General features: G+C 72.1%; 18 protein-coding genes. 5 read left to right on the plus strand and 13 right to left on the minus strand.

Features of this window, described 5'->3' with window-relative positions; translation table 11 throughout:
* Positions 1-93: 93 nt before the first annotated feature.
* The 9 genes from ABEA46_RS08530 to ABEA46_RS08570 form a co-directional block, all read right to left on the minus strand.
* Positions 94-1380, minus strand: a complete 1287-nt coding sequence (locus tag ABEA46_RS08530) for an ABC transporter substrate-binding protein (RefSeq protein WP_345544006.1) — start codon at positions 1378-1380, stop codon at positions 94-96.
* Positions 1381-1382: 2 nt separating this feature from the next.
* Positions 1383-2513, minus strand: coding sequence for a branched-chain amino acid ABC transporter permease (locus tag ABEA46_RS08535; RefSeq protein WP_345544007.1), 1131 nt, complete (start codon positions 2511-2513; stop codon positions 1383-1385).
* Positions 2510-3388 (minus strand): branched-chain amino acid ABC transporter permease, encoded by an 879-nt coding sequence (locus ABEA46_RS08540; RefSeq protein ID WP_345544008.1) that lies wholly within the window; start codon positions 3386-3388, stop codon positions 2510-2512. The genes ABEA46_RS08535 and ABEA46_RS08540 overlap by 4 nt, the downstream gene beginning before the upstream one ends.
* Positions 3388-4131, minus strand: coding sequence for an ABC transporter ATP-binding protein (locus tag ABEA46_RS08545; RefSeq protein ID WP_345544009.1), 744 nt, complete (start codon positions 4129-4131; stop codon positions 3388-3390). Before ABEA46_RS08545 ends, ABEA46_RS08540 begins: the two co-directional genes overlap by 1 nt.
* The gene (locus ABEA46_RS08550; RefSeq protein WP_345544010.1) at positions 4128-4865 is read right to left on the minus strand and encodes an ABC transporter ATP-binding protein; all 738 of its coding nucleotides are present in this window, start codon (positions 4863-4865) and stop codon (positions 4128-4130) included. The genes ABEA46_RS08545 and ABEA46_RS08550 overlap by 4 nt, the downstream gene beginning before the upstream one ends.
* 175 nt (positions 4866-5040) lie before the next feature.
* Positions 5041-5781: a glucose 1-dehydrogenase gene (locus ABEA46_RS08555; RefSeq protein WP_345544011.1), complete on the minus strand. Its 741-nt coding sequence runs from the start codon at positions 5779-5781 to the stop codon at positions 5041-5043.
* Positions 5778-6842 (minus strand): NADPH:quinone oxidoreductase family protein, encoded by a 1065-nt coding sequence (locus ABEA46_RS08560; RefSeq protein ID WP_345544012.1) that lies wholly within the window; start codon positions 6840-6842, stop codon positions 5778-5780. The genes ABEA46_RS08555 and ABEA46_RS08560 overlap by 4 nt, the downstream gene beginning before the upstream one ends.
* Positions 6829-7419: a TetR/AcrR family transcriptional regulator gene (locus ABEA46_RS08565; RefSeq protein ID WP_345544013.1), complete on the minus strand. Its 591-nt coding sequence runs from the start codon at positions 7417-7419 to the stop codon at positions 6829-6831. Before ABEA46_RS08565 ends, ABEA46_RS08560 begins: the two co-directional genes overlap by 14 nt.
* A gap of 41 nt (positions 7420-7460) precedes the next feature.
* Entirely contained in the window at positions 7461-8213 is a 753-nt protein-coding gene (locus ABEA46_RS08570) for an SDR family oxidoreductase (protein ID WP_345544014.1), read from the minus strand.
* A gap of 203 nt (positions 8214-8416) precedes the next feature.
* Between ABEA46_RS08570 and ABEA46_RS08575 the strand changes: the two genes are divergently transcribed.
* From ABEA46_RS08575 to ABEA46_RS08590, 4 genes are all read left to right on the plus strand, one after another.
* Positions 8417-8614 carry a hypothetical protein gene (locus ABEA46_RS08575; RefSeq protein WP_345544015.1) on the plus strand — a complete coding sequence of 66 codons (198 nt, stop codon included), beginning with the start codon at positions 8417-8419 and terminating at the stop codon, positions 8612-8614.
* 67 nt (positions 8615-8681) lie between these two features.
* Entirely contained in the window at positions 8682-11606 is a 2925-nt protein-coding gene (locus ABEA46_RS08580) for a helix-turn-helix transcriptional regulator (RefSeq protein ID WP_345544016.1), read from the plus strand.
* A 64-nt stretch (positions 11607-11670) separates the two neighbouring features.
* A complete protein-coding gene (locus tag ABEA46_RS08585) occupies positions 11671-12717 on the plus strand; it encodes an ATP-dependent DNA ligase (RefSeq protein WP_345544017.1) in 1047 nt (348 codons plus the stop codon).
* 120 nt (positions 12718-12837) lie between these two features.
* Positions 12838-13065, plus strand: a complete 228-nt coding sequence (locus tag ABEA46_RS08590) for a hypothetical protein (protein ID WP_345544018.1) — start codon at positions 12838-12840, stop codon at positions 13063-13065.
* Positions 13066-13085: 20 nt separating this feature from the next.
* On the opposite strand, the gene ABEA46_RS08595 is transcribed toward ABEA46_RS08590, so the two are convergent.
* From ABEA46_RS08595 to ABEA46_RS08610, 4 genes are all read right to left on the minus strand, one after another.
* Positions 13086-13595 carry a nitroreductase family deazaflavin-dependent oxidoreductase gene (locus ABEA46_RS08595; RefSeq protein ID WP_345544019.1) on the minus strand — a complete coding sequence of 170 codons (510 nt, stop codon included), beginning with the start codon at positions 13593-13595 and terminating at the stop codon, positions 13086-13088.
* 7 nt (positions 13596-13602) lie between these two features.
* On the minus strand, positions 13603-14646 hold the full coding sequence (gene ligD / locus ABEA46_RS08600; protein WP_345544020.1) for a non-homologous end-joining DNA ligase: 1044 nt from the start codon (positions 14644-14646) through the stop codon (positions 13603-13605).
* Between the two features lie 56 nt (positions 14647-14702).
* Positions 14703-15779, minus strand: coding sequence for an SseB family protein (locus tag ABEA46_RS08605; RefSeq protein WP_345544022.1), 1077 nt, complete (start codon positions 15777-15779; stop codon positions 14703-14705).
* Positions 15780-15904: 125 nt separating this feature from the next.
* A complete protein-coding gene (locus tag ABEA46_RS08610; RefSeq protein WP_345544023.1) occupies positions 15905-16318 on the minus strand; it encodes a hypothetical protein in 414 nt (137 codons plus the stop codon).
* Positions 16319-16407: 89 nt separating this feature from the next.
* Here ABEA46_RS08610 and ABEA46_RS08615 point away from each other — a divergent pair, with 89 nt between their 5' ends.
* The gene (locus ABEA46_RS08615) at positions 16408-17013 is read left to right on the plus strand and encodes a MerR family transcriptional regulator (protein ID WP_345544024.1); all 606 of its coding nucleotides are present in this window, start codon (positions 16408-16410) and stop codon (positions 17011-17013) included.
* Positions 17014-17123: the final 110 nt, after the last annotated feature.

Here is a 17123-nt window from a genome sequence, read left to right on the forward strand (position 1 = left end):
CGGCCGGGATGCCGGGCACCCGGCATCCCTTCGCGCAACCCCGCACGACACGGCCCGGACCCCGCGGGGGCCCGGGCCGTGTCGCCGGGGGGATCAGCTGCCGGGCACACCCTCGCCCGACAGGTCGACCGGCGCCGGCTCGACAGCCTTCACACTGCCGCCGTCGACGGCGTAGGTCGCGCCGACGTAGTCCTGCACCCCCTGGTCGACAGCGGTGATGCCGACGCCGAGGTACGCGGCGTGGCTGTCGTCGCCGAACGAGAGGGGAAGGATGCCGTTGCCCACGAGGTCGCCCGAGGTCACCGCCGCGATCAGCGACTCGCGGGTGGGGTTCTCACCGGCGGCCTCGAGCGCCTCGGCGAACAGGTACGCGACGCTCATGCCGTAGATCGTGTTGCCGTCGAAGGCGGCACCGTCGTTGTAGTCGTCGTTGATCTGGCGGAACAGCGACACCCAGTCCGAGTCGCCGCCCAGCGACGGCAGGTAGTTGGTGCCGACGAGCCCCTGCAGCAGCTTGGGCCCCACGTCCTCGCCGAGGTACCCGACGAGGGTGGGATAGTCCGCGCCCGACGACGATGAGAACCACAGCGGGAACCAGCCCAGCTGCGCCGCGGTGCCCAGTGCGAGCGCCGTGAAGCCGTTGATGGTGCCGAGGATGTTGATCTCGCATCCCGCCGCCTTGAGCGCACCGATCTGCGCCGACACGTCCTGGTTCGACACCGAGTACCGCTCGACGTGACTCAGGCCGTCCTCGCCCAGCGCGAGCTGCGCGCCCTCGATCATCTCGTCGCCGAAGTCGTCGTCCTGTCCGAGCAGGCACACGACCTTCTCGGGGTATTCGTCGGCCGCGTACTGCGCGAGCGCGGCCCCCTCGACGACGTAGTCGGCGTTGAACCCGAACGTGTACGGGTAGGTCGAGGGCTGGTTCCAGCTGGTCGAGCCCGACGCCACGAACAGGTCGGGCACCTTGTTCTGGTTGAGGTAGTCGAGCACGGCGGTGTGGGTCGGCGTGCCCAGCCCGTTGACGATCGCGAACACGTCGTCCTCCTGCACGAGCTCGCGCACCACCGTCTGCGTGGTCGCCGGGTTGTAGCCGTCGTCCTTGACGATGTAGTCGATCGAGCGGCCGTGGATGCCGCCCTGGTCGTTGAGGTACGCGAAGTACGCGGTCGCCGCCGCCGAGATCGACGAGTACCCGGCTGCGGCGGGGCCGGTCAGCGGGGTGTGCGTGCCGATCGTCACGGTGTCGTCGCTGACGCCTGGGACGGCCTCGTCTTCCGTGCTCGTGGCCGCGGGGGTGCTGCATCCGGCGAGCGCGACGACGACGGCGGCGGCGCCGAACGTCGCCGCGATGCGGCGGGTGAGGGTGTGCTGTGACATGGTCACCTCTTTCTCTGTGTTGGGGGTGGTGCGGTTTCACGCTCGGGTGCGGGTTCGGGCGACGCCGGTTCGCGCGGGGGTTCGGGATGCCGCACCCCGGCGTCGCTCCGGCGCCACCGCAGCTGCCGGCCGAGGCTCGCCAGACCGCCGGGGCGCAGGAGCGTCACGACGATGAGCAGCAGGCCGAAGACGAGGATCGAGAGGTTGCCCGAAAGGCGCTGCGCCACCTCGGCGGGAAGCGGCAGGGCGTCGGCGGCGACGCCCAGCACCCAGGGCAGCAGGACGATGAGAGCCGAGCCGATCGCGGCCCCGCCGATGCTGCCCAGCCCGCCGAGCACGACGGCCACGACCAGCAGCAGCGAGAAGGCCAGCGTGTACGCCCCCGGACTGACCGACTGCGTCACGAAGCACAGCACGGCGCCGCCGGCGCCGGCGGCGAGCGAGCTCGCGGTGAACCCGCCCACCTTGACCCGCCCGGGGCGCACGCCGTTCAGGCGCGCCGCGGTCTCGTCGTCGCGCACGGCCCGCATTCGCAGCCCGGCAGGACCCGTCGTGAGGACCACCAGTGCGGTCACGACGAACCCTGCCACGAGGATCGCGACCCACGCCTGCCACTGCTCGAGCGCGATGAGCCGTTCGAGCATCGGCGGCACGCCGTCGTAGGCGATCTGCACGCCCTGATCGCCGCGCAGCACGCCCGAGAACACCGAGGCCACTGCCGGCACCGCGATGACGAGTGCGAGCGTGACCCCGGCGAGGTACGGTCCGCGCAGCCGCGCGCCGGCCAGGCCCAGCATCCAGCCGACCACCCCGGCGACCGCGATGGCCGCGAGCAGCGACACCGCGAATCTCGGGATGCCGGCGGCACCGGCCGATGTCATCGCGTTGGCCGTCAGCGCGTAGCCGTAGCCGCCGGCGGCCATGAGCGCTGCGTGGCCCAGCGAGAGCTGGCCGGATCGGCCGATGAGGACGGTCAGCCCCGCCGTCGCGCAGAAGTACGCGGCGATGGTCGCGAGCTGGAAGTTGCGGTACGGATCGAGCAGGAACGTGCCGCCGACGGCGAGCAGGGTCAGCGCCGCTCCCCCGACGAGGACGCGAGGGATGCCGCGCAGCGACGTGACGCGCCCGCTCATGCGCGGCGCGCCTCTCGCAGCGAGAACAGCCCGCCGGGGCGCAGCAGCAGCACCGCCACCAGCAGCACCAGCACTCCGATGGGCGCGACCGTCGCGCCGAGATACCCGGTGACGAGGGTCATCGCGACTCCGACGACCAGGCCGCCCAGCAGCGCACCGACCGGCGAGTCCAGTCCGCCCACCACGGCCACCGCGAACGCGTAGACGAAGAGCATGTCGGTCGCGTGGGGGTTGAGCCCGAGCTCGGTGGGGACCAGCAGCAGCGCGGCCAGGGCGGCGACCGCGGCCGACAGCATCCATCCGATCGTCACCATCCGATCGACCTGCACGCCCAGCAGACGCGACACCTCGGGGGCGAAGGCCGCCCCGCGCAGTTGCAGACCGAGCGACGTGCGCGTGAACAGCAGTGCGAGAGCGGCCATCACGACCAGAGCGACGACGAGCACGAACACGTCGTACGGCGACAGCAGCGGCACGCCGCCGACCATGATCGGGCTGTCGTCGAACGGCGCGCGCATCGGCCGGTACTGCGCGCCGAACAGGATGCCCAGCAGCGACTGCAGCACCATCACGAGGCCGATCGCCACGATCACGCCCGAGAGCGGGCTGCCGTGAGTGGCGAAGCGCATGAGTCCGCGCTCGACGCCGAGACCGATCGCGGCGCCGGCGAGGATTCCGGCAGCCAGGCCCGCCCAGTACGAGCCGGTGACTCCCGTGACCGCGAAGGCGACGTAGGCGGCGACGAGGGCCATCGCGCCCTGCGCGAAGTTGACGATGCGCGCTGCCCGCCAGATGAGCACGAGAGACAGCGCGAACAAGGCGAAGATCGCGCCGCGGGCCAGGCCGGTCGCAAGCAGGAAGAGCAGTCGGTCCATCAGAATCCCAGGTAGGCGTGGCGGAGGGTGTCGTCGGCGGCCAGGTCGGCCGCGGGCGCATCGGCGACGACGCGGCCGAGGTCGAGCACGACCCCGCGGTCGGCGATCGACAGTGCGCTGGTGACGTTCTGCTCGGCGAGCAGCACCGTCAGCCCGCGACGGGCTGACGCATCGCGCAGAGTCGACATGAGGTGTGCGACGACCAACGGCGCGAGCCCGAGTGACGGCTCGTCCAGCGCCAGCAGCACGGGGTCGGCGACGAGCGCACGCCCGAGAGCCAGCATCTGCCGCTCGCCGCCCGACAGCTGGTGACCGGCGCTGGTGCGGCGCCGGGCGAGCGGCTCGAACATCTCGTACATGCCGGCGACGGCACGCTCGCGCGCGGCGCCGCGGTGCCGCCACAGCGCGCCCAGGCGCAGATTCTCGTCCACGGTGAGCTCGGCGACGACGCTCTGCCCCTCCGGCACGAGCGCGACGCCGCGCCGGGCGCGCGCCTCGGTGCGCAGCCCCCTGAGGTCGCGGCCGTCGAGGTCGATGCCTCCGGCCGCGGCGGGCACGAGCCCGGCAAGAGCCCGCAACAGGGTCGTCTTTCCGGCGCCGTTGGCACCGAGCAGCGCCACGACCTCGCCGGGCGCGAGGGCGAAGCAGACGTCGTGGAGCACCGGTGCACCGCCGTAGCCGACGGTGAGCCCGTCGACCGTGAGCGCGCCACCGCGCGTGCGCACGGCCACCCGCGCGCTCATGCCGTCGCCTTCAGGCCGAGGTACGCCTCTTCGACGCGCGGGTCGTCGCGGACGTCGTCGGGAGCTCCGTGAGCGATCATGCGGCCGAAGTCGAGCACGACGACGCGGTCGGACAGATCCATGACGAAGTCGACGTGATGCTCGACGAGCAGCACCGCGCAACCGGCCTGGGCCACGGTGCGCACGACGACGCCGAGCTCGGCGATGTCGTCGGCCCCCAGCCCGCCCGCCGGCTCGTCGAGCAGCAGCAGCCGCGGATCCGTGACGAGCGCGCGAGCCAGGGCGACGCGCTTGCGATCCGGATACGGCAGAGCGGCGACCGGGCGTCCGGCGAGCGGCTCCAGCTCGAGCGCCCGCAGCTGTGCACCGACGCGGTCGTCGGCGTCGTGGCGGGCGGCCACCGGCAGCAGCACGTTCTCGCGCACCGTGAGGCCGGCGAACAGCCCCAGTCCCTGCAGCGTGCGCGAGAGCCCGCGCGCCGTCAGGTCGGCGGTGCGCCGCGGCGCAGGCGCGCCGTCGATGCGCACCTCGCCACGATGACGGACGAGGCCGCACACCGCGTTGAAGACCGTCGTCTTGCCGGCGCCGTTCGGCCCGATGAGCGCGACGATCTCGCCGGGCCTGACGTCGAACGACACGTCGTCGAGCGCGGTCAGGCCGCCGAAGGCGACGCTCACGGCACGCAGGTCGAGCCGGGGGATGGCGCTCTGGGGGGATGGGGACGGGACGTTCATCGGCACCTCTTCGTGTCGGGTGCCCTCACCCTAGCGCAGAAACCGACCGGGCGGTATGTACCTGTTGCAGGATCGTGACCGACCCCGCTCGGCGCGCGGCCAGGCATGCGCACGGGTGCGGGCGCGCCGAACTCCCGGCCCCGCGGGGCGGCCGGGATGAGCGATCGGCGCAGGGTCAGCGGTGCGGGATGCCGGCGATCATGCCGCCGTCCACGACGAACTCGGATCCGCTGGTGAACGACGAGGCATCCGACGCGAGGAAGACGATCGTGCCGGCGAGGTCGGCGGGCTCCCCCGCACGACCGAGCGGGATGTCGAGGTGTGCGGGGTCGATCCGCGTCGTCATCGACGTGCGGATGAATCCGGGGTGCACCGAGTTCACCCGGATGCCCGCGGGGCCGAGCTCGACGGCGAGCGACTGCGACAGGCCGCGCACGCCGAACTTCGCGGCCGTGTAGCCGTGCAGTCCGGGGCTTCCGCGCATGCCCTCGACCGACGAGATGTTGATGATCGAGCCGCGACCCTGCGCCTTCATGACGGGCACCACCGCACGGCAGCCGAAGAAGACGCCGGTGAGGTTCACGGCGATGACCGCGTTCCACTTCTCGGTCGTGAAGTGCTCGATCGGTGCGGCGTTGGCGATTCCGGCGTTGTTCACCAGCACGTCCAGCGCACCGAACGCGTCGAGGGATGCCTGCACCGCCGCCTCCCAGTCGCCCTCGTCCGTCACGTCGAGGTGGGCGAATCGCGCCCGGACGCCCAGGTCCGCCGCCAGCCGCGTACCGTCCTCGTCGAGGATGTCGGCGATCACCACCTGGGCTCCCGCCGCATGCAGCGCCCGGGCGTACGCCTCGCCGATGCCGCGGGCGCCACCGGTGACGAGCGCGACCTTTCCGTCGAGGTCGAACGGGTTCACGAGGCCACCGCGATGACGACGCGACCCACGGTCGCGCCCGCGGCCAGGGCGGTGAGCGCTTCGGGTGCGCGCTCGAACGGCACGACGTGGTCGACGACGGGGTGGATGCCGCCGGCCCCGGCGAGCCGGTGCAGTCCGGCCCGCGCGTCGTCGATGAGGTCGGGCCGGACCCGTGGGTACAGCCCCCAGTGCAGGCCCAGCACCGAGTAGTTCTTGACGAGCACGTGTCCTGCAGGAAGGGCTTGGATCGCGCCGCCCGCGAAGCCGACCACGACGATGCGCCCCTCGAACGCGATGCACTTGGTCGACGCCTCGAAGGCCGCGCCGCCGACCGGGTCGAAGACGACGTCGGCGCCGTGACCGCCGGTGGCCGTCTTCACCCCGGCGACGAGGTCGTCGACGCCGCGGATCAGGACGACCTCCGCCCCGGCTTCGCGTGCCACTGCAGCCTTGGCCTCGGAGCCGACGACGCCGATCACGCGGGCACCGGCGGCGACCCCGAGCTGCACCGCCGCGAGCCCCACGCCGCCCGCCGCGGCGTGCACGAGCAGCCACTCCCCCGTCCGCAGCGACGCCCGGCGGTGCAGACCGAACCAGGCCGTCTGGTACGCGACGGTCAGGCCGGCGGCCTCGGGATCGGTGAGCGCCTCCGGCGCCGTCCAGACGTCGGATGCCGGCAGCACCGCATACTCCGAGAGCACCCCGATCTTGGACCCGACGACGCGATCGCCCATCCGCGGGGCTGTGGCCGGGACGCCGGCGCCCAGCGCCGCGACCGTGCCGGCGAGCTCGATGCCGGGCGAGAACGGCAGCTCCGGCCTGACCTGGTACTCGCCGCGGCACAGCAGCACGTCGGGGAAGTTGGCGGCCACCGCGTGCACGCGCACCAGCACCTCCCCCTCGCCGGGCTCGGGCGTGGGCACCGTGTCGAGCGACAGCGCGTCAGCCGGCTCGCCGAGGGCCGTCACGCGCCAGGCGCGCATCGAGGCCGGGACGAGCTCGGGCTTCGCGACCGCGGGCGCATCGGCCTCGGCGGTCGCGCGGGCGTCAGGATGCGGCATCCACTCTCCTCAGACTGGTCAGGAACAGGTCGGTGAGCTGTTCGGCGACGAGCGTCTTGCCTTCGGGACCCTCGGGCGAGTACCAGTGCGACAGGTAGTGCACGTCGCTGAAGAAGTGCGCGACAAGCATCGCGACCGGGATGTCGGTGCGGAAGCGCCCCTCCGACTGCCCCCGCGAGATGAGCTCGGCGAATTCGTCGTGGTAGGCGCGACGGCGGCGGGTGACCTCCTGCGCGCGCGGCGCCGACAGCATGTTCAGGCTGCGGAAGAAGACAGCGCCCTCTTCCATGTAGTCGATGGACGTCTCGAGCACGTCGACGCAGACGGCGCGAAGAACGTCCTCGGTCGCGCCGCCACGGGCGATGATCTCGTCCAGGTGCGTCTTCTGAAGCGTGAGCAGGCGCTCGTAGATGCCGAAGAGCAGGTCGTCCTTCGACTCGAAGTAGTGGTACATCGCGCCCTTGGTGACACCGGCGGCATCGACGATCTGCTGCACGCTGGTGTTCGCGTAACCCTGTCGGGCGAACAGCTCGACGGCGGCGCGGGTGACGTCGTCTGCGACGTGGGAATCCTTCATACCCTCATCCTGTCGTGACCAGGCATGATCTCGTCACGGGTTCAGACGAGCGGACGGATGCCGGCACCGCCGTCGATCGGCAGCGTCTGACCGGTGATCCACGCGGCGTCGTCCGAGAGCAGGAATGCGACGGGTCCGGCGACGTCGGCCACCTCGCCGAGGCGGCGCAGCGGATACGCCGCGGAGGCCTCGGCCTCATGCCCCTCGTACAGGGCACGAGCGAACGCGGTCTTCACGACGGCGGGGGCGACGGCGTTGACGCGGATGCCGGGCGCGAGTTCGAAGGCGAGCTGTGCGGTGAGGTTGATGAGCGCCGCCTTCGAGATGCCGTAGAACGCGATGCCGGGGCTCGCGCCGAGCCCGGCGACCGACGCGATGTTGACGACGGAGCGCGACAGGCCCGCAGCGACCGCGGCGCGTGTCCAGTCGAGCGTCGCGACGACGTTGACCTCGAGGATCTTGCGGGCCGCCTCGGCCTCGATGTCGACGATCGGACCGTACACGGGGTTGATGCCGGCGTTGTTGACCAGGTGGTCCAGCCGCCCGTGGCGCTCAGCGATGTGCGCGAAGACGGCGGCACGGTGCGCGGCGTCATCGGCGCGTCCGGCGACGGATGTGGCGGCGGGCCCGAGTCCGGCGACAGCCGCGTCGAGCGCGTCCTGCTTGCGGCCGGTGATGACGACCGACCCGCCCTCGTCGACGATGCGCTGCGCGATCGCGAAGCCGATGCCGCGGCTGGCGCCCGTGACCAGGGCGACGGCGCCCTCGAACCGGCGGACGGGGTCGTTGCTCATGGCGCCTCCTTGCGCGATCCGCCAGCAACATACCGGCTGGTCGGTTTTGCCACCGTAGCACGTCTGGAGCGGGCGTCCGGATCTGAGGTGCCGCCGAGTCGGATCTAAGGCATCCGCCCGATGAGGAGCAGCCCCCTTAGAGACGAGAGTCGTCCTTGTAAGACGGACCGGCCGCACGGCGGGTCATCCGACAGGAGACGAACATGAACGACCTCACCTACTTCGCATCGACGCTCCACACCCAGCGCACCGCGCAGCTTCGCCACGAGGCAGAGATCCGCGAACTGCGCGACGCGCGCGACGCCGAGGCCGGCGACCCGGCCTCGGCGAGGGTCTCCGTCGCCCACGGCTTCTCTCCTCGGCGCCGCACCCGTCGCTCGTCCGTCGCCGCGGCGCGATGACGCCGGTGCACGGGCCGGTGCCCCTCCGACCGTGCCGGGCGTCGGCGGGGAGTGCCACGATATGAGCATGCCCGCACCGTCTTCGAGCCCCCGCATGGTCGGGCGGCACTCCGAGCTCGCGGCGCTGCTCGAGGCGTTCGACCAGGGCGCCGGCGGCACGCCGCGGACCGTCGTCGTCCGTGGCGAAGCCGGGGTGGGCAAGACCCGCCTGGTGCAGGAGTTCCTCTCGCTGATCACGTCCGACGCACTCGGCGCATCGGCGGCACCGGCCCGAGGCCCCGTCGTCGCGTTCGGGCAGTGCGTCGACCTCGGACCCATCGGCGCCCCCTTCGGCCCCATCCGCCGCGTGCTGCGCGACCTGCACGCCGCGGTCGGCACCGATGCGCTGCGCGAAGCGGCGGGGTCGGCCGCGGCGATCGCGAGCCTGGCCGCGCTCGTGCCCGGCATCTCGGCCGAGCAGGCCGAGGGCGAAGAGCCGGCAGGCGAGTTCGCCGAGGCGATCGAGGTGCTCCTGGAGCAGCTCTCGCAGCGTCGGCACCTGGTCGTCGTGCTCGAAGATCTGCAGTGGGCGGATGCCGCCAGCATGGCTCTCTTGAAGACCCTGGCGAGCACCCTCCGGGGCCGCCGCCTGACCATCGTCGCCACGTACCGCTCCGACGACATCGACCGCTTCCATCCGCTGCGTCCCGTGCTCGCCGAGCTGGACCGCACCCGCTCCGTCGTGCGAGTGGAGGTCCGGCCGCTGAGCGCCGACGAGGTCGCCGAGCAGGTGTCGCTGCTCGCCGTCGGCCTGGACCCGCGGATCGTCGAGTCGCTCATCGAGCGCAGTGGCGGCATCCCGTTCCTCGTCGAAGAGCTCGTCGATCTCGGCGACCGCGCGCTCCCCGACACGCTGCGCGACCTGGTGCTGGCCCGCTACGCCCGTCTGGGCGACGACGCCCAGCACACCGTGCGCACCATGGCGGCAGGCGGCATGCATGTCGAGCACGACACGCTGGCCGCGGTGACGGCACTCGGCGACGACGCCCTCGACGGTGCGGTGCGCGAGGCGATCGACTCCCGCATCATCCTTGCCGACGGCGCCGGGTACACCTTCCGCCACGCGCTCACGCGCGAGGCCGTCGAGGTCGAGATGCTGCCGAGCGAGCGGGTGCGGGTGCACCGCCGCTACGCCGAGCATCTGCGCGACGACCGCGGCGACTCCCCCGACGCCGCGTCGACGGTCGCCGAGCACTGGCTCGCCGCCCGCGACCTGCCCGCCGCCTTCGACGCGACAGTGGTCGCGCTGCGCCAGCTGCACACGCGGTTCTCTCCCGCGACCTCCGCGAAACTCGCCGAGCGGCTCACCGAGCTGTGGGATCAGGTTCCGGATGCTGCCGATCGGGCCGGGACGACGCTCCCCGCCGTGCACCTCGATGCCGCGCAGGCGTGGCATGATCTCGGCGACGCCGAGCGATCGCTGCGCGCGGCGAACGAGGGTCTCGCCGTGTGCCCTGATGACGCCCTCACCCGGGCGGCGTTGCTGCGGCAGCGATTCGTGCAGACCTTCAACCTCGAGCACCGGCAACGCGACGAGGATCTCGCCGAATCGGTGGCGCTCCTGGAGCAGCTGGATGACCCGCGCGCGCGGATCCTGCTGTCGCGTGCGTTGACGAACATGGCGCTCAACGAGCACGGCGACGTCGCCAGAGAGCACACGTTGCGGGCCATCGAACTGGCCGAAGACGGCGGCGACGACGCTGCCCTGGCAGTCGCACTGACGGTCGAGGCGTGGCGGATAGCCTCGGACGAGGACGACGAGCCGCGGGCGCTCGAACCGTTGCAGCGCGCCGTCACGCTGCGGCTGGATCCCGGGATGCGCGCCTATGCGGGTTCGGCCCTGACGGACATGCTGGTGCGGGTCGGCAGATTCGCCGAAGCCGCGGTCGTCGGCACGCAGCACTACGCCGACGTGGTGCGGGCGGGCATCGAGCGCGGCTCGGGCCCCGGTCTCGCGTACACGCTGGCCCTCGCGCTGTTCTCGGCCGGTCACCCGGAGGAAGGCCTCCGGTACGCGCAACGCGCGCGCAGGCTGACGGATGCGCACTATGCCGCCACCATGGTCAGGCTGATGGTCGGGCACCTGACGTGGGACGACCGCACCGACGCCCGCGACGAGCTGCTGGTGGCTGAGCGCGCGACGATCGAGGCAGCGGCGCGCGACCGCGCCGAGAAGACCCGATCGTGGAGGATCCAGCGGGCCGAGGAGCACCTCGCTCTGCGCGCACCCGGCGCCGATCCCCCGCCGGAGGTGTTCGAGGACGTGCTCGCGCTCGCGTCCGGCCAGGCCGGCAGCTCCTCGCTCCGGCGCTATGCCCTTGTGACCGCCGCCCTGCTCGCGCTGCCGGCCGGCCGACCCGTCGCACCGGCGGTACGTGACCGGCTCGTCACCGGGATGGCGGGGTGGCCGGACCACGCCTCCGCACTCGTGCACGCGGACCTCATGCGCGCGCTGCTCGGCGACGACAGCGCCGTCGCCGAGCAGCGCGTGGACGCGTGGCGGGCGCTCGTCGATGCGACGGCCGACGGTCTGCTGCCGGTCTGGCACCGGCAGATCGCGCGCTGCCGACTGGCGCTCGCGCTCCTGGATGCGGGCGAACGGGACGAGGCCGCGGCGGTGCTCGCCGATGTCGTCGAGCGAGCCCAGGTCGAAGGGGTGGCGCGCGTCGGGCGCTGGGCTGCGGAGGTCGCCGCGGATGCCGGCCTCGCCGGGGCGGCCGGGGCTGGAGGCGCTGACGGCCGCAGGCTCATGGCGACCCTGACACCGCGCGAGCTGCAGGTGCTCGAGCTCATCGCGGAAGGGCTCACCAACCCGCAGATCGGGCAACGGCTGTTCATCAGCCCCAAGACCGCGTCGGTGCACGTATCGGCCATCCTCGCGAAGATCGGCGCGGCCAACCGCGCCGAGGCGGCTGCCTGGTATGCGGCCGCGGTCTCGGCGCCGCAGCGCTGACGTCCGACGCAGCGGAGGCGCCACGACCCTCGCGGGTGTCGGCGCCGCACGGCAGGATGGGCGCATGCCGTACGAGATCCCCGCACCGATGCTGGCCAAATCCGTCCCCGACGTGCCCGATCCCGCCAAGGTGCCCGGCGGGCTCAGCTTCGAGCCCAAGTGGGACGGCTTCCGCGCCCTGGTGTCGTGGGACGGCACCGAGGTGGTCATCGGTTCGCGCGGCGCGAAGCCGCTGACCCGGTACTTTCCCGAGCTCGTCGATGCGTTCGCCCGGCTCCTGCCCGAGCCGTGCCTGCTCGACGGCGAGATCGTCGTGCCGATCGAGCGCGACGGTCGTCGCCGGCTCGACTGGGAGTCGCTGTCGCAGCGCATCCACCCCGCGGCCTCCCGCGTGAACATGCTGTCGGAGCAGACCCCCGCGATGTTCATCGCCTTCGATGTGCTGGCGATCGGCGACCGCGATCTGCAGGGCGAGCCGTTCGCGACCCGTCGCGCGGCGCTCGTCGACCTGCTGCACGACGTGCCCGACCCGGTGCACGTCACCCGTGCGACCGACGATCCCGAGCTGGGGCGCCGGTGGCTGGCCGAGTTCGAGGGCGCCGGGCTCGACGGCGTCGTCGCCAAGCCGCTCGCACAGCCGTACGCGCCGGGCAAGCGCACCATGTTCAAGATCAAGCACGCCCGCACCGCCGACGTCGTGGCCATGGGCTACCGCATCCACAAGTCCGGCGAAGGGGTCGGCTCGCTTCTCGTCGGCCTGTACGGCGACGACGGCACGCTGTACCCCGTGGGCGGCGTCGCGGCATGGAGCAACGAGCGCCGCCTCCAGCTCATCGACGAGCTCGCGCCGCTCGTGGTGCGAGACGCCGACGGCGAGGCCGTCCGCGGCGAGGGCGAGAAGTCGCGGTTCCAGTCCGGCCGTGCCGACTCCTCGTTCGTGAAGCTCCGCCCCGAGCGCGTGCTCGAGGTGCGGTACGACCAGCTCGAAGGATGGCGCTTCCGCCACACTGTGCAGTTCGAGCGGTGGCGCCCCGACCGCGACCCCGCCTCGTGCACGTACGAGCAGCTCGAGGTCGTCGTCGCTTACGACCTCGCCGACGTCCTGGTCTGAAGACGACACCGCCCGCCTGCGATGTCGGAGGCCCGGACTAGCGTGTCGTACCCGCCCCAGAAACGGTCCCGTCAGAGCCAGCGGAGCTCCGGGTGGACGCATCTTCCGACAGGAGTGATCATGTCCTTCTACACAGCTCAGGTCATCGCCGATGAGCGTGCCGCCACGGTCGCCCGCGAGAACGCACTGATCCTCGCCCAACGCGAACGGCGCGCGGCCGACGCGCCGCGAGTGCGCGGGCGCTTCTCGTTCGCACGACTGTTCCGTGGCCTGCCCGCGCCCCGCGCGGTCCCCTCGGCACCTGTGCCCTGCCCGAGCTCCCCGGCCGTCGCGCCGTCGGGCTGCTGACCGACCGCCGGCCGGGCTCGTCAGCGCGGCGGCGGAGTGAACTCGACGATCGGGATGTACGCGTCGCCACCGGCGGCATCGTCCATCGCTGCCTTGAGGTGCCGCCACGCCTTCGGGTGTTTCGCGGCGTACACCGCCAGGCGCGCCTCCGATTCGGCGCGATCGAGCAGCCGCACCGCGGCGCGCACGTGCCGTGCTCCACCGGTGCTGAGATAGGCGACGCCGTTCGCCTTCAGGTTGCGGTACCACTGGGCGCTCGTGCCGAAGCCCGAGGCGACCCGGATGACATCGGGCTGCCGGTCGACGACCTCGACGACCACGAACCGCCGGTCGTGCGAGACCCGGCCCAGATGCTCGATCATCACGAGGCGATCACCGAGAATCCACCCGAGTCCGGCCCGGTACAGCGCGATCGGCGCCCGGACGATCCACCGGGTGCGCAGCGTCGCTTCGATCAGGCGGTCGACGAGTGCGCCGCGCCGGGCACCGGGCACGACGCGATGCGGATCGGTCGCCGCCTCCGTCATCATCGCCGCGTCACTCCTCGTCCTTGGGCCAGTTCTCGGGATTGATGCGGCTGGGCTGCACGCGCGGCGGCTCCCCGGGCATCTTGGGGAAGTCGGGCGGGAAGTTCAGCTCACCCAGCCCCGCGTCGAGGTCGCGCTGCCACCACTCCAGCAGCGTGTCGATGCGTCCCGGCTTGTCGAGCAGCGTCGCCCACGGGTCGCCCACGTCGGCGAGGCGCCCGGGCACCGTGCGCACCGTGAACACCGTGGGGTCGACACCCGCGGCGAGCTCGTCCCAGGCGAGCGGCGTCGACACCGTCGCGGTGGGCAGCGCACGCGGGCTGTACGCGCCCGCCATCGTGCGGTCGCGGTTGGCCTGGTTGAAGTCGATGAAGATGCGCTCGCCCCGCTCCTCCTTCCACCAGTTCATGGTGACCTTGTCGGGCAGGCGGCGCTCGAGCTCGCGCCCCGCGGCAATGACCGCGTGGCGCACGTCGAGGAACTCCCACTCCGGCTCGATCGGGCAGAACACATGGATGCCGCGGTTGCCGCTCGTCTTGAGGAACGCGGTCAGCCCCGCCTCGGCCAGCACCTCGCGCAGTGCGGGCGCGACGGCTGCCGCATCCCCGAAATCAGTGCCCGGCTGCGGATCGAGGTCGATGCGCAGCTCGACGGGATTGTCGGTGTTCGCGGTCAGCGACGCCCACGGGTGGAACACGATCGTGTTCATCTGCACGGCCCAGACCGCTGCCGCGATCTCGGTGAGGACGAGCTGTGGATGCCGCCGCCCGCTGTTGTAGGTCACGGTGCGCGACTCGACGAAGCCCGGGGCGCCCTTGGGCGGGTTCTTCGAGTAGAACCGCTCGCCGTCGACGCCCTCGGGGAAGCGCTCGAGCGACACCGGCCGGTCGCCGTTGGCGGCGAGGAACGGCTCATGCACCGCGATGAGGTACTCGGCGAGCTCGTGCTTTGTGATGCCGAGCTCCGGCCAGATCACGCGGTTGGGGCTCGACAGACCGACCTCGCGGTCGCCGTCCGGACCGGGAACGGTGAGGGTGATGCGCTCCGACGCCATGGTCCGACGCTAGCGGGGAGCCGCGACATCCGTCACCCCGCCGACGCGCGCGGGGCTCACTCCGGAAGGGTCAGCACCGGCGCGAGCTCATCGCGCGTCAGGCGGATCCACGGCCCGGCGGGGTCGATGACCACACCGGTGATGCCGTCGTCCGACCGCAGCGCCTTCGCGAGCTGCGCGGCAGTGATCGGCACCGCGTTGTCGCCGCGGCCCATGACCGCGACCTCGAGCGGGTGCGAGTACACCTCGAGGAACCGTTCGCCGTCCGGCGTGCGGCCCTCGGCGAGCCCCGGCCCGCCCCCTTCGGCGACACCCGCCGCCACCCACAGCGGCACCCGCGTGAGCGCGTCGGCGACCTGCGTCGAGACCTCGGGCGTGCGCTCGGCGGCGAGGAGCGTCTTGACGGTCAGCTCGGGATCGGCCTGCTCGACGGCCCGCTTGAGCAGCTCGGTCGGAAGCACCGCGCGCGAGGGCGTCGATGCGGGGTCGAGCACGATGCCGTCGTAGTTGCTCGCGAACACGTGCTGCAGCACGGTGAGCACCGGCTGGCCCATCGCCGACGTGTCGGCGTCGCCGTCGGCCTTCAGGCTCGCCTGCAGTGCGGCGCCGCTGGAGTACGCGAGGGCGAAGACGCGGTCGCCGAGGTTGGCGACGCCGAGCGGCAGAGGCTTGCCCTCCGCGAGGAGCGTGCGAGCGTCGCCCTTCACCCGCAGGAAGACGTGACCCTGCATGAGCTGACGGGCGACGTCCAGCAGCGCCTGCGACGCGGGCGCATCGCCCACGCGGCCGAGCGCGTCGCGCAGCAGCACGTTGTCGCGCAGGCCCGGGATCGTCTCGGCCTGCTCGGGCGCCGTGCGCATCCACTCGCGGCCGCCCATGCGCGGCAGCTGGGCCGGTGGCTCCGCCTCGGCGGCCTGCGCGGTCTCGGCCTCCGGACGCGAGGGAGCGGGTGTCGCGCCGAGGCCGCCGTACGACGACACCGAGATCGAGACGGCAGGGGCGGCAGCGGCATCCGCATCTTCGGCGACGGGCTCCGCGACCGGATTGTCGACCGCGGCGTCGTCGACCGGGGCGTCTGCGGTCTCACCCGCAGACTCTGCGGGCTTCTTCGGACGGCGCGAGAACAATGCCATTGCTCGAGCCTAACCCCGTTCAGAACTCAGTCCGCGTACAGCATGCGCGCACGCGAGCCACGGCAAGACCGGCATCGCCCCGGTCCCGCACGCGAACAGACTGAATTCTGAACGGGTCGAGTGCGTCACAGCGCGGCGACGCCCGCGAGGATCACGCCCACTCCGACGGCGAGGAGGGATGCCGCCAGCACGACGGCTCCGGCCCACAGCAGGGCGATCGCCCGCCCCGGGCGCTGGGGGTCCTGACCGAGCACCGACAGGAAGAAGCCGCCGGGGATCAGCAGTGCACTGGCCAGCACACCGACCGCCGCCCACTGCCACGGCGTCGGCACGCCGACGGCCGACACGAGCAGCAGGCTCACGAGTCCGAGCAGCACCAGCACGCCGGCGTGCGCGTGACCGGCGCGGAAGAACGTCTTCTGCAGTCCGTTGAACGGCAGTCCGCGCGAGGCGATCCGCAGCAGGAACGTGCCGCCCGACATGATGCCGATGACGGTGAGGATCGTCGCGCCCGCGACGATCGTGAGGATCGGGTCCATCGTTGCCTCCCGGCTGCCGAGCATTGGATAGTTACGCTCTCCAACATTAGATAGCTATACTATCCAACGCAAGGGCGAGGAGGGCCGCGATGAAGATCTCGGAACTGTCGGAGCGCAGCGGCGTTCCCGTGGCGACCGTGAAGTTCTACATCCGCGAGGGCATGCTCCCCCGCGGCGAGGCGGTGTCGGCCACCCGCGCCGAGTACGACGACGACCACCTCGCCCGCCTGCGCGTGATCGCGGCACTGACCGATGTGCGCGGCCTGCCGCTCGCGCGGGTGCGCGACATCCTCGCGCTCATCGATGCGCCCGCGGGCGACCCCGTCGAGATCCTCGGGCGCGCCGTCGGCGCCCTGCCGCCGTACGTCGGCGGCACGCGCGACAACTACCCCCTCGCGCGTGCCGCGATCGCCCACCTCGGCCTCACCTACGACCCCGGCTTCACCGCGGTGGCGCAGCTCGACGAGGCGCTGCGCGCCCTCGAGGCGGCCGGATTGGATGCCTCACCCGCCGTGCTCCGTCGCTACGGGGAGGCGATGCGCCAGGTCGCGGCCGAGGAGCTCGCACCGATGGCCGGCATGCGCCTCGACGAGGCGGTGACGTATGCCGTGCTGGGCACGGCCCTGTACGAGCCCGTCATGCTCGCACTGCGGCGCCTCGCGCACCACCACCTGCTGGTCGACCCGGCCGTCTGAGGCGCGGCATCCACGGGTCTGTCCCCAAGAAAAACGCCCGGACCTGTCCCAAAACCGCAGGTGCCGGACATATCTCTGTATGAGCATGACTCTGCGCGCTCCCGGCCGTC

This window comes from Microbacterium jejuense (assembly GCF_039544225.1).
Taxonomy (GTDB): domain Bacteria; phylum Actinomycetota; class Actinomycetes; order Actinomycetales; family Microbacteriaceae; genus Microbacterium; species Microbacterium jejuense.

Coding starts and splice junctions, on each gene's coding strand:
- ABEA46_RS08550 (WP_345544010.1), bottom strand. CDS start 4,865: ATGAACGTCCCGTCCCCATCCCCCCAGAGCGCCATCCCCCGGCTCGAC.
- ABEA46_RS08590 (WP_345544018.1), top strand. CDS start 12,838: ATGTCCTTCTACACAGCTCAGGTCATCGCCGATGAGCGTGCCGCCACG.
- ABEA46_RS08540 (WP_345544008.1), bottom strand. CDS start 3,388: ATGGACCGACTGCTCTTCCTGCTTGCGACCGGCCTGGCCCGCGGCGCG.
- ABEA46_RS08615 (WP_345544024.1), top strand. CDS start 16,408: ATGAAGATCTCGGAACTGTCGGAGCGCAGCGGCGTTCCCGTGGCGACC.
- ABEA46_RS08570 (WP_345544014.1), bottom strand. CDS start 8,213: ATGAGCAACGACCCCGTCCGCCGGTTCGAGGGCGCCGTCGCCCTGGTC.
- ABEA46_RS08580 (WP_345544016.1), top strand. CDS start 8,682: ATGCCCGCACCGTCTTCGAGCCCCCGCATGGTCGGGCGGCACTCCGAG.
- ABEA46_RS08530 (WP_345544006.1), bottom strand. CDS start 1,380: ATGTCACAGCACACCCTCACCCGCCGCATCGCGGCGACGTTCGGCGCC.
- ABEA46_RS08585 (WP_345544017.1), top strand. CDS start 11,671: ATGCCGTACGAGATCCCCGCACCGATGCTGGCCAAATCCGTCCCCGAC.
- ABEA46_RS08610 (WP_345544023.1), bottom strand. CDS start 16,318: ATGGACCCGATCCTCACGATCGTCGCGGGCGCGACGATCCTCACCGTC.
- ABEA46_RS08535 (WP_345544007.1), bottom strand. CDS start 2,513: ATGAGCGGGCGCGTCACGTCGCTGCGCGGCATCCCTCGCGTCCTCGTC.
- ABEA46_RS08560 (WP_345544012.1), bottom strand. CDS start 6,842: ATGCCGCATCCTGACGCCCGCGCGACCGCCGAGGCCGATGCGCCCGCG.
- ligD (WP_345544020.1), bottom strand. CDS start 14,646: ATGGCGTCGGAGCGCATCACCCTCACCGTTCCCGGTCCGGACGGCGAC.
- ABEA46_RS08545 (WP_345544009.1), bottom strand. CDS start 4,131: ATGAGCGCGCGGGTGGCCGTGCGCACGCGCGGTGGCGCGCTCACGGTC.
- ABEA46_RS08595 (WP_345544019.1), bottom strand. CDS start 13,595: ATGATGACGGAGGCGGCGACCGATCCGCATCGCGTCGTGCCCGGTGCC.
- ABEA46_RS08605 (WP_345544022.1), bottom strand. CDS start 15,779: ATGGCATTGTTCTCGCGCCGTCCGAAGAAGCCCGCAGAGTCTGCGGGT.
- ABEA46_RS08575 (WP_345544015.1), top strand. CDS start 8,417: ATGAACGACCTCACCTACTTCGCATCGACGCTCCACACCCAGCGCACC.
- ABEA46_RS08565 (WP_345544013.1), bottom strand. CDS start 7,419: ATGAAGGATTCCCACGTCGCAGACGACGTCACCCGCGCCGCCGTCGAG.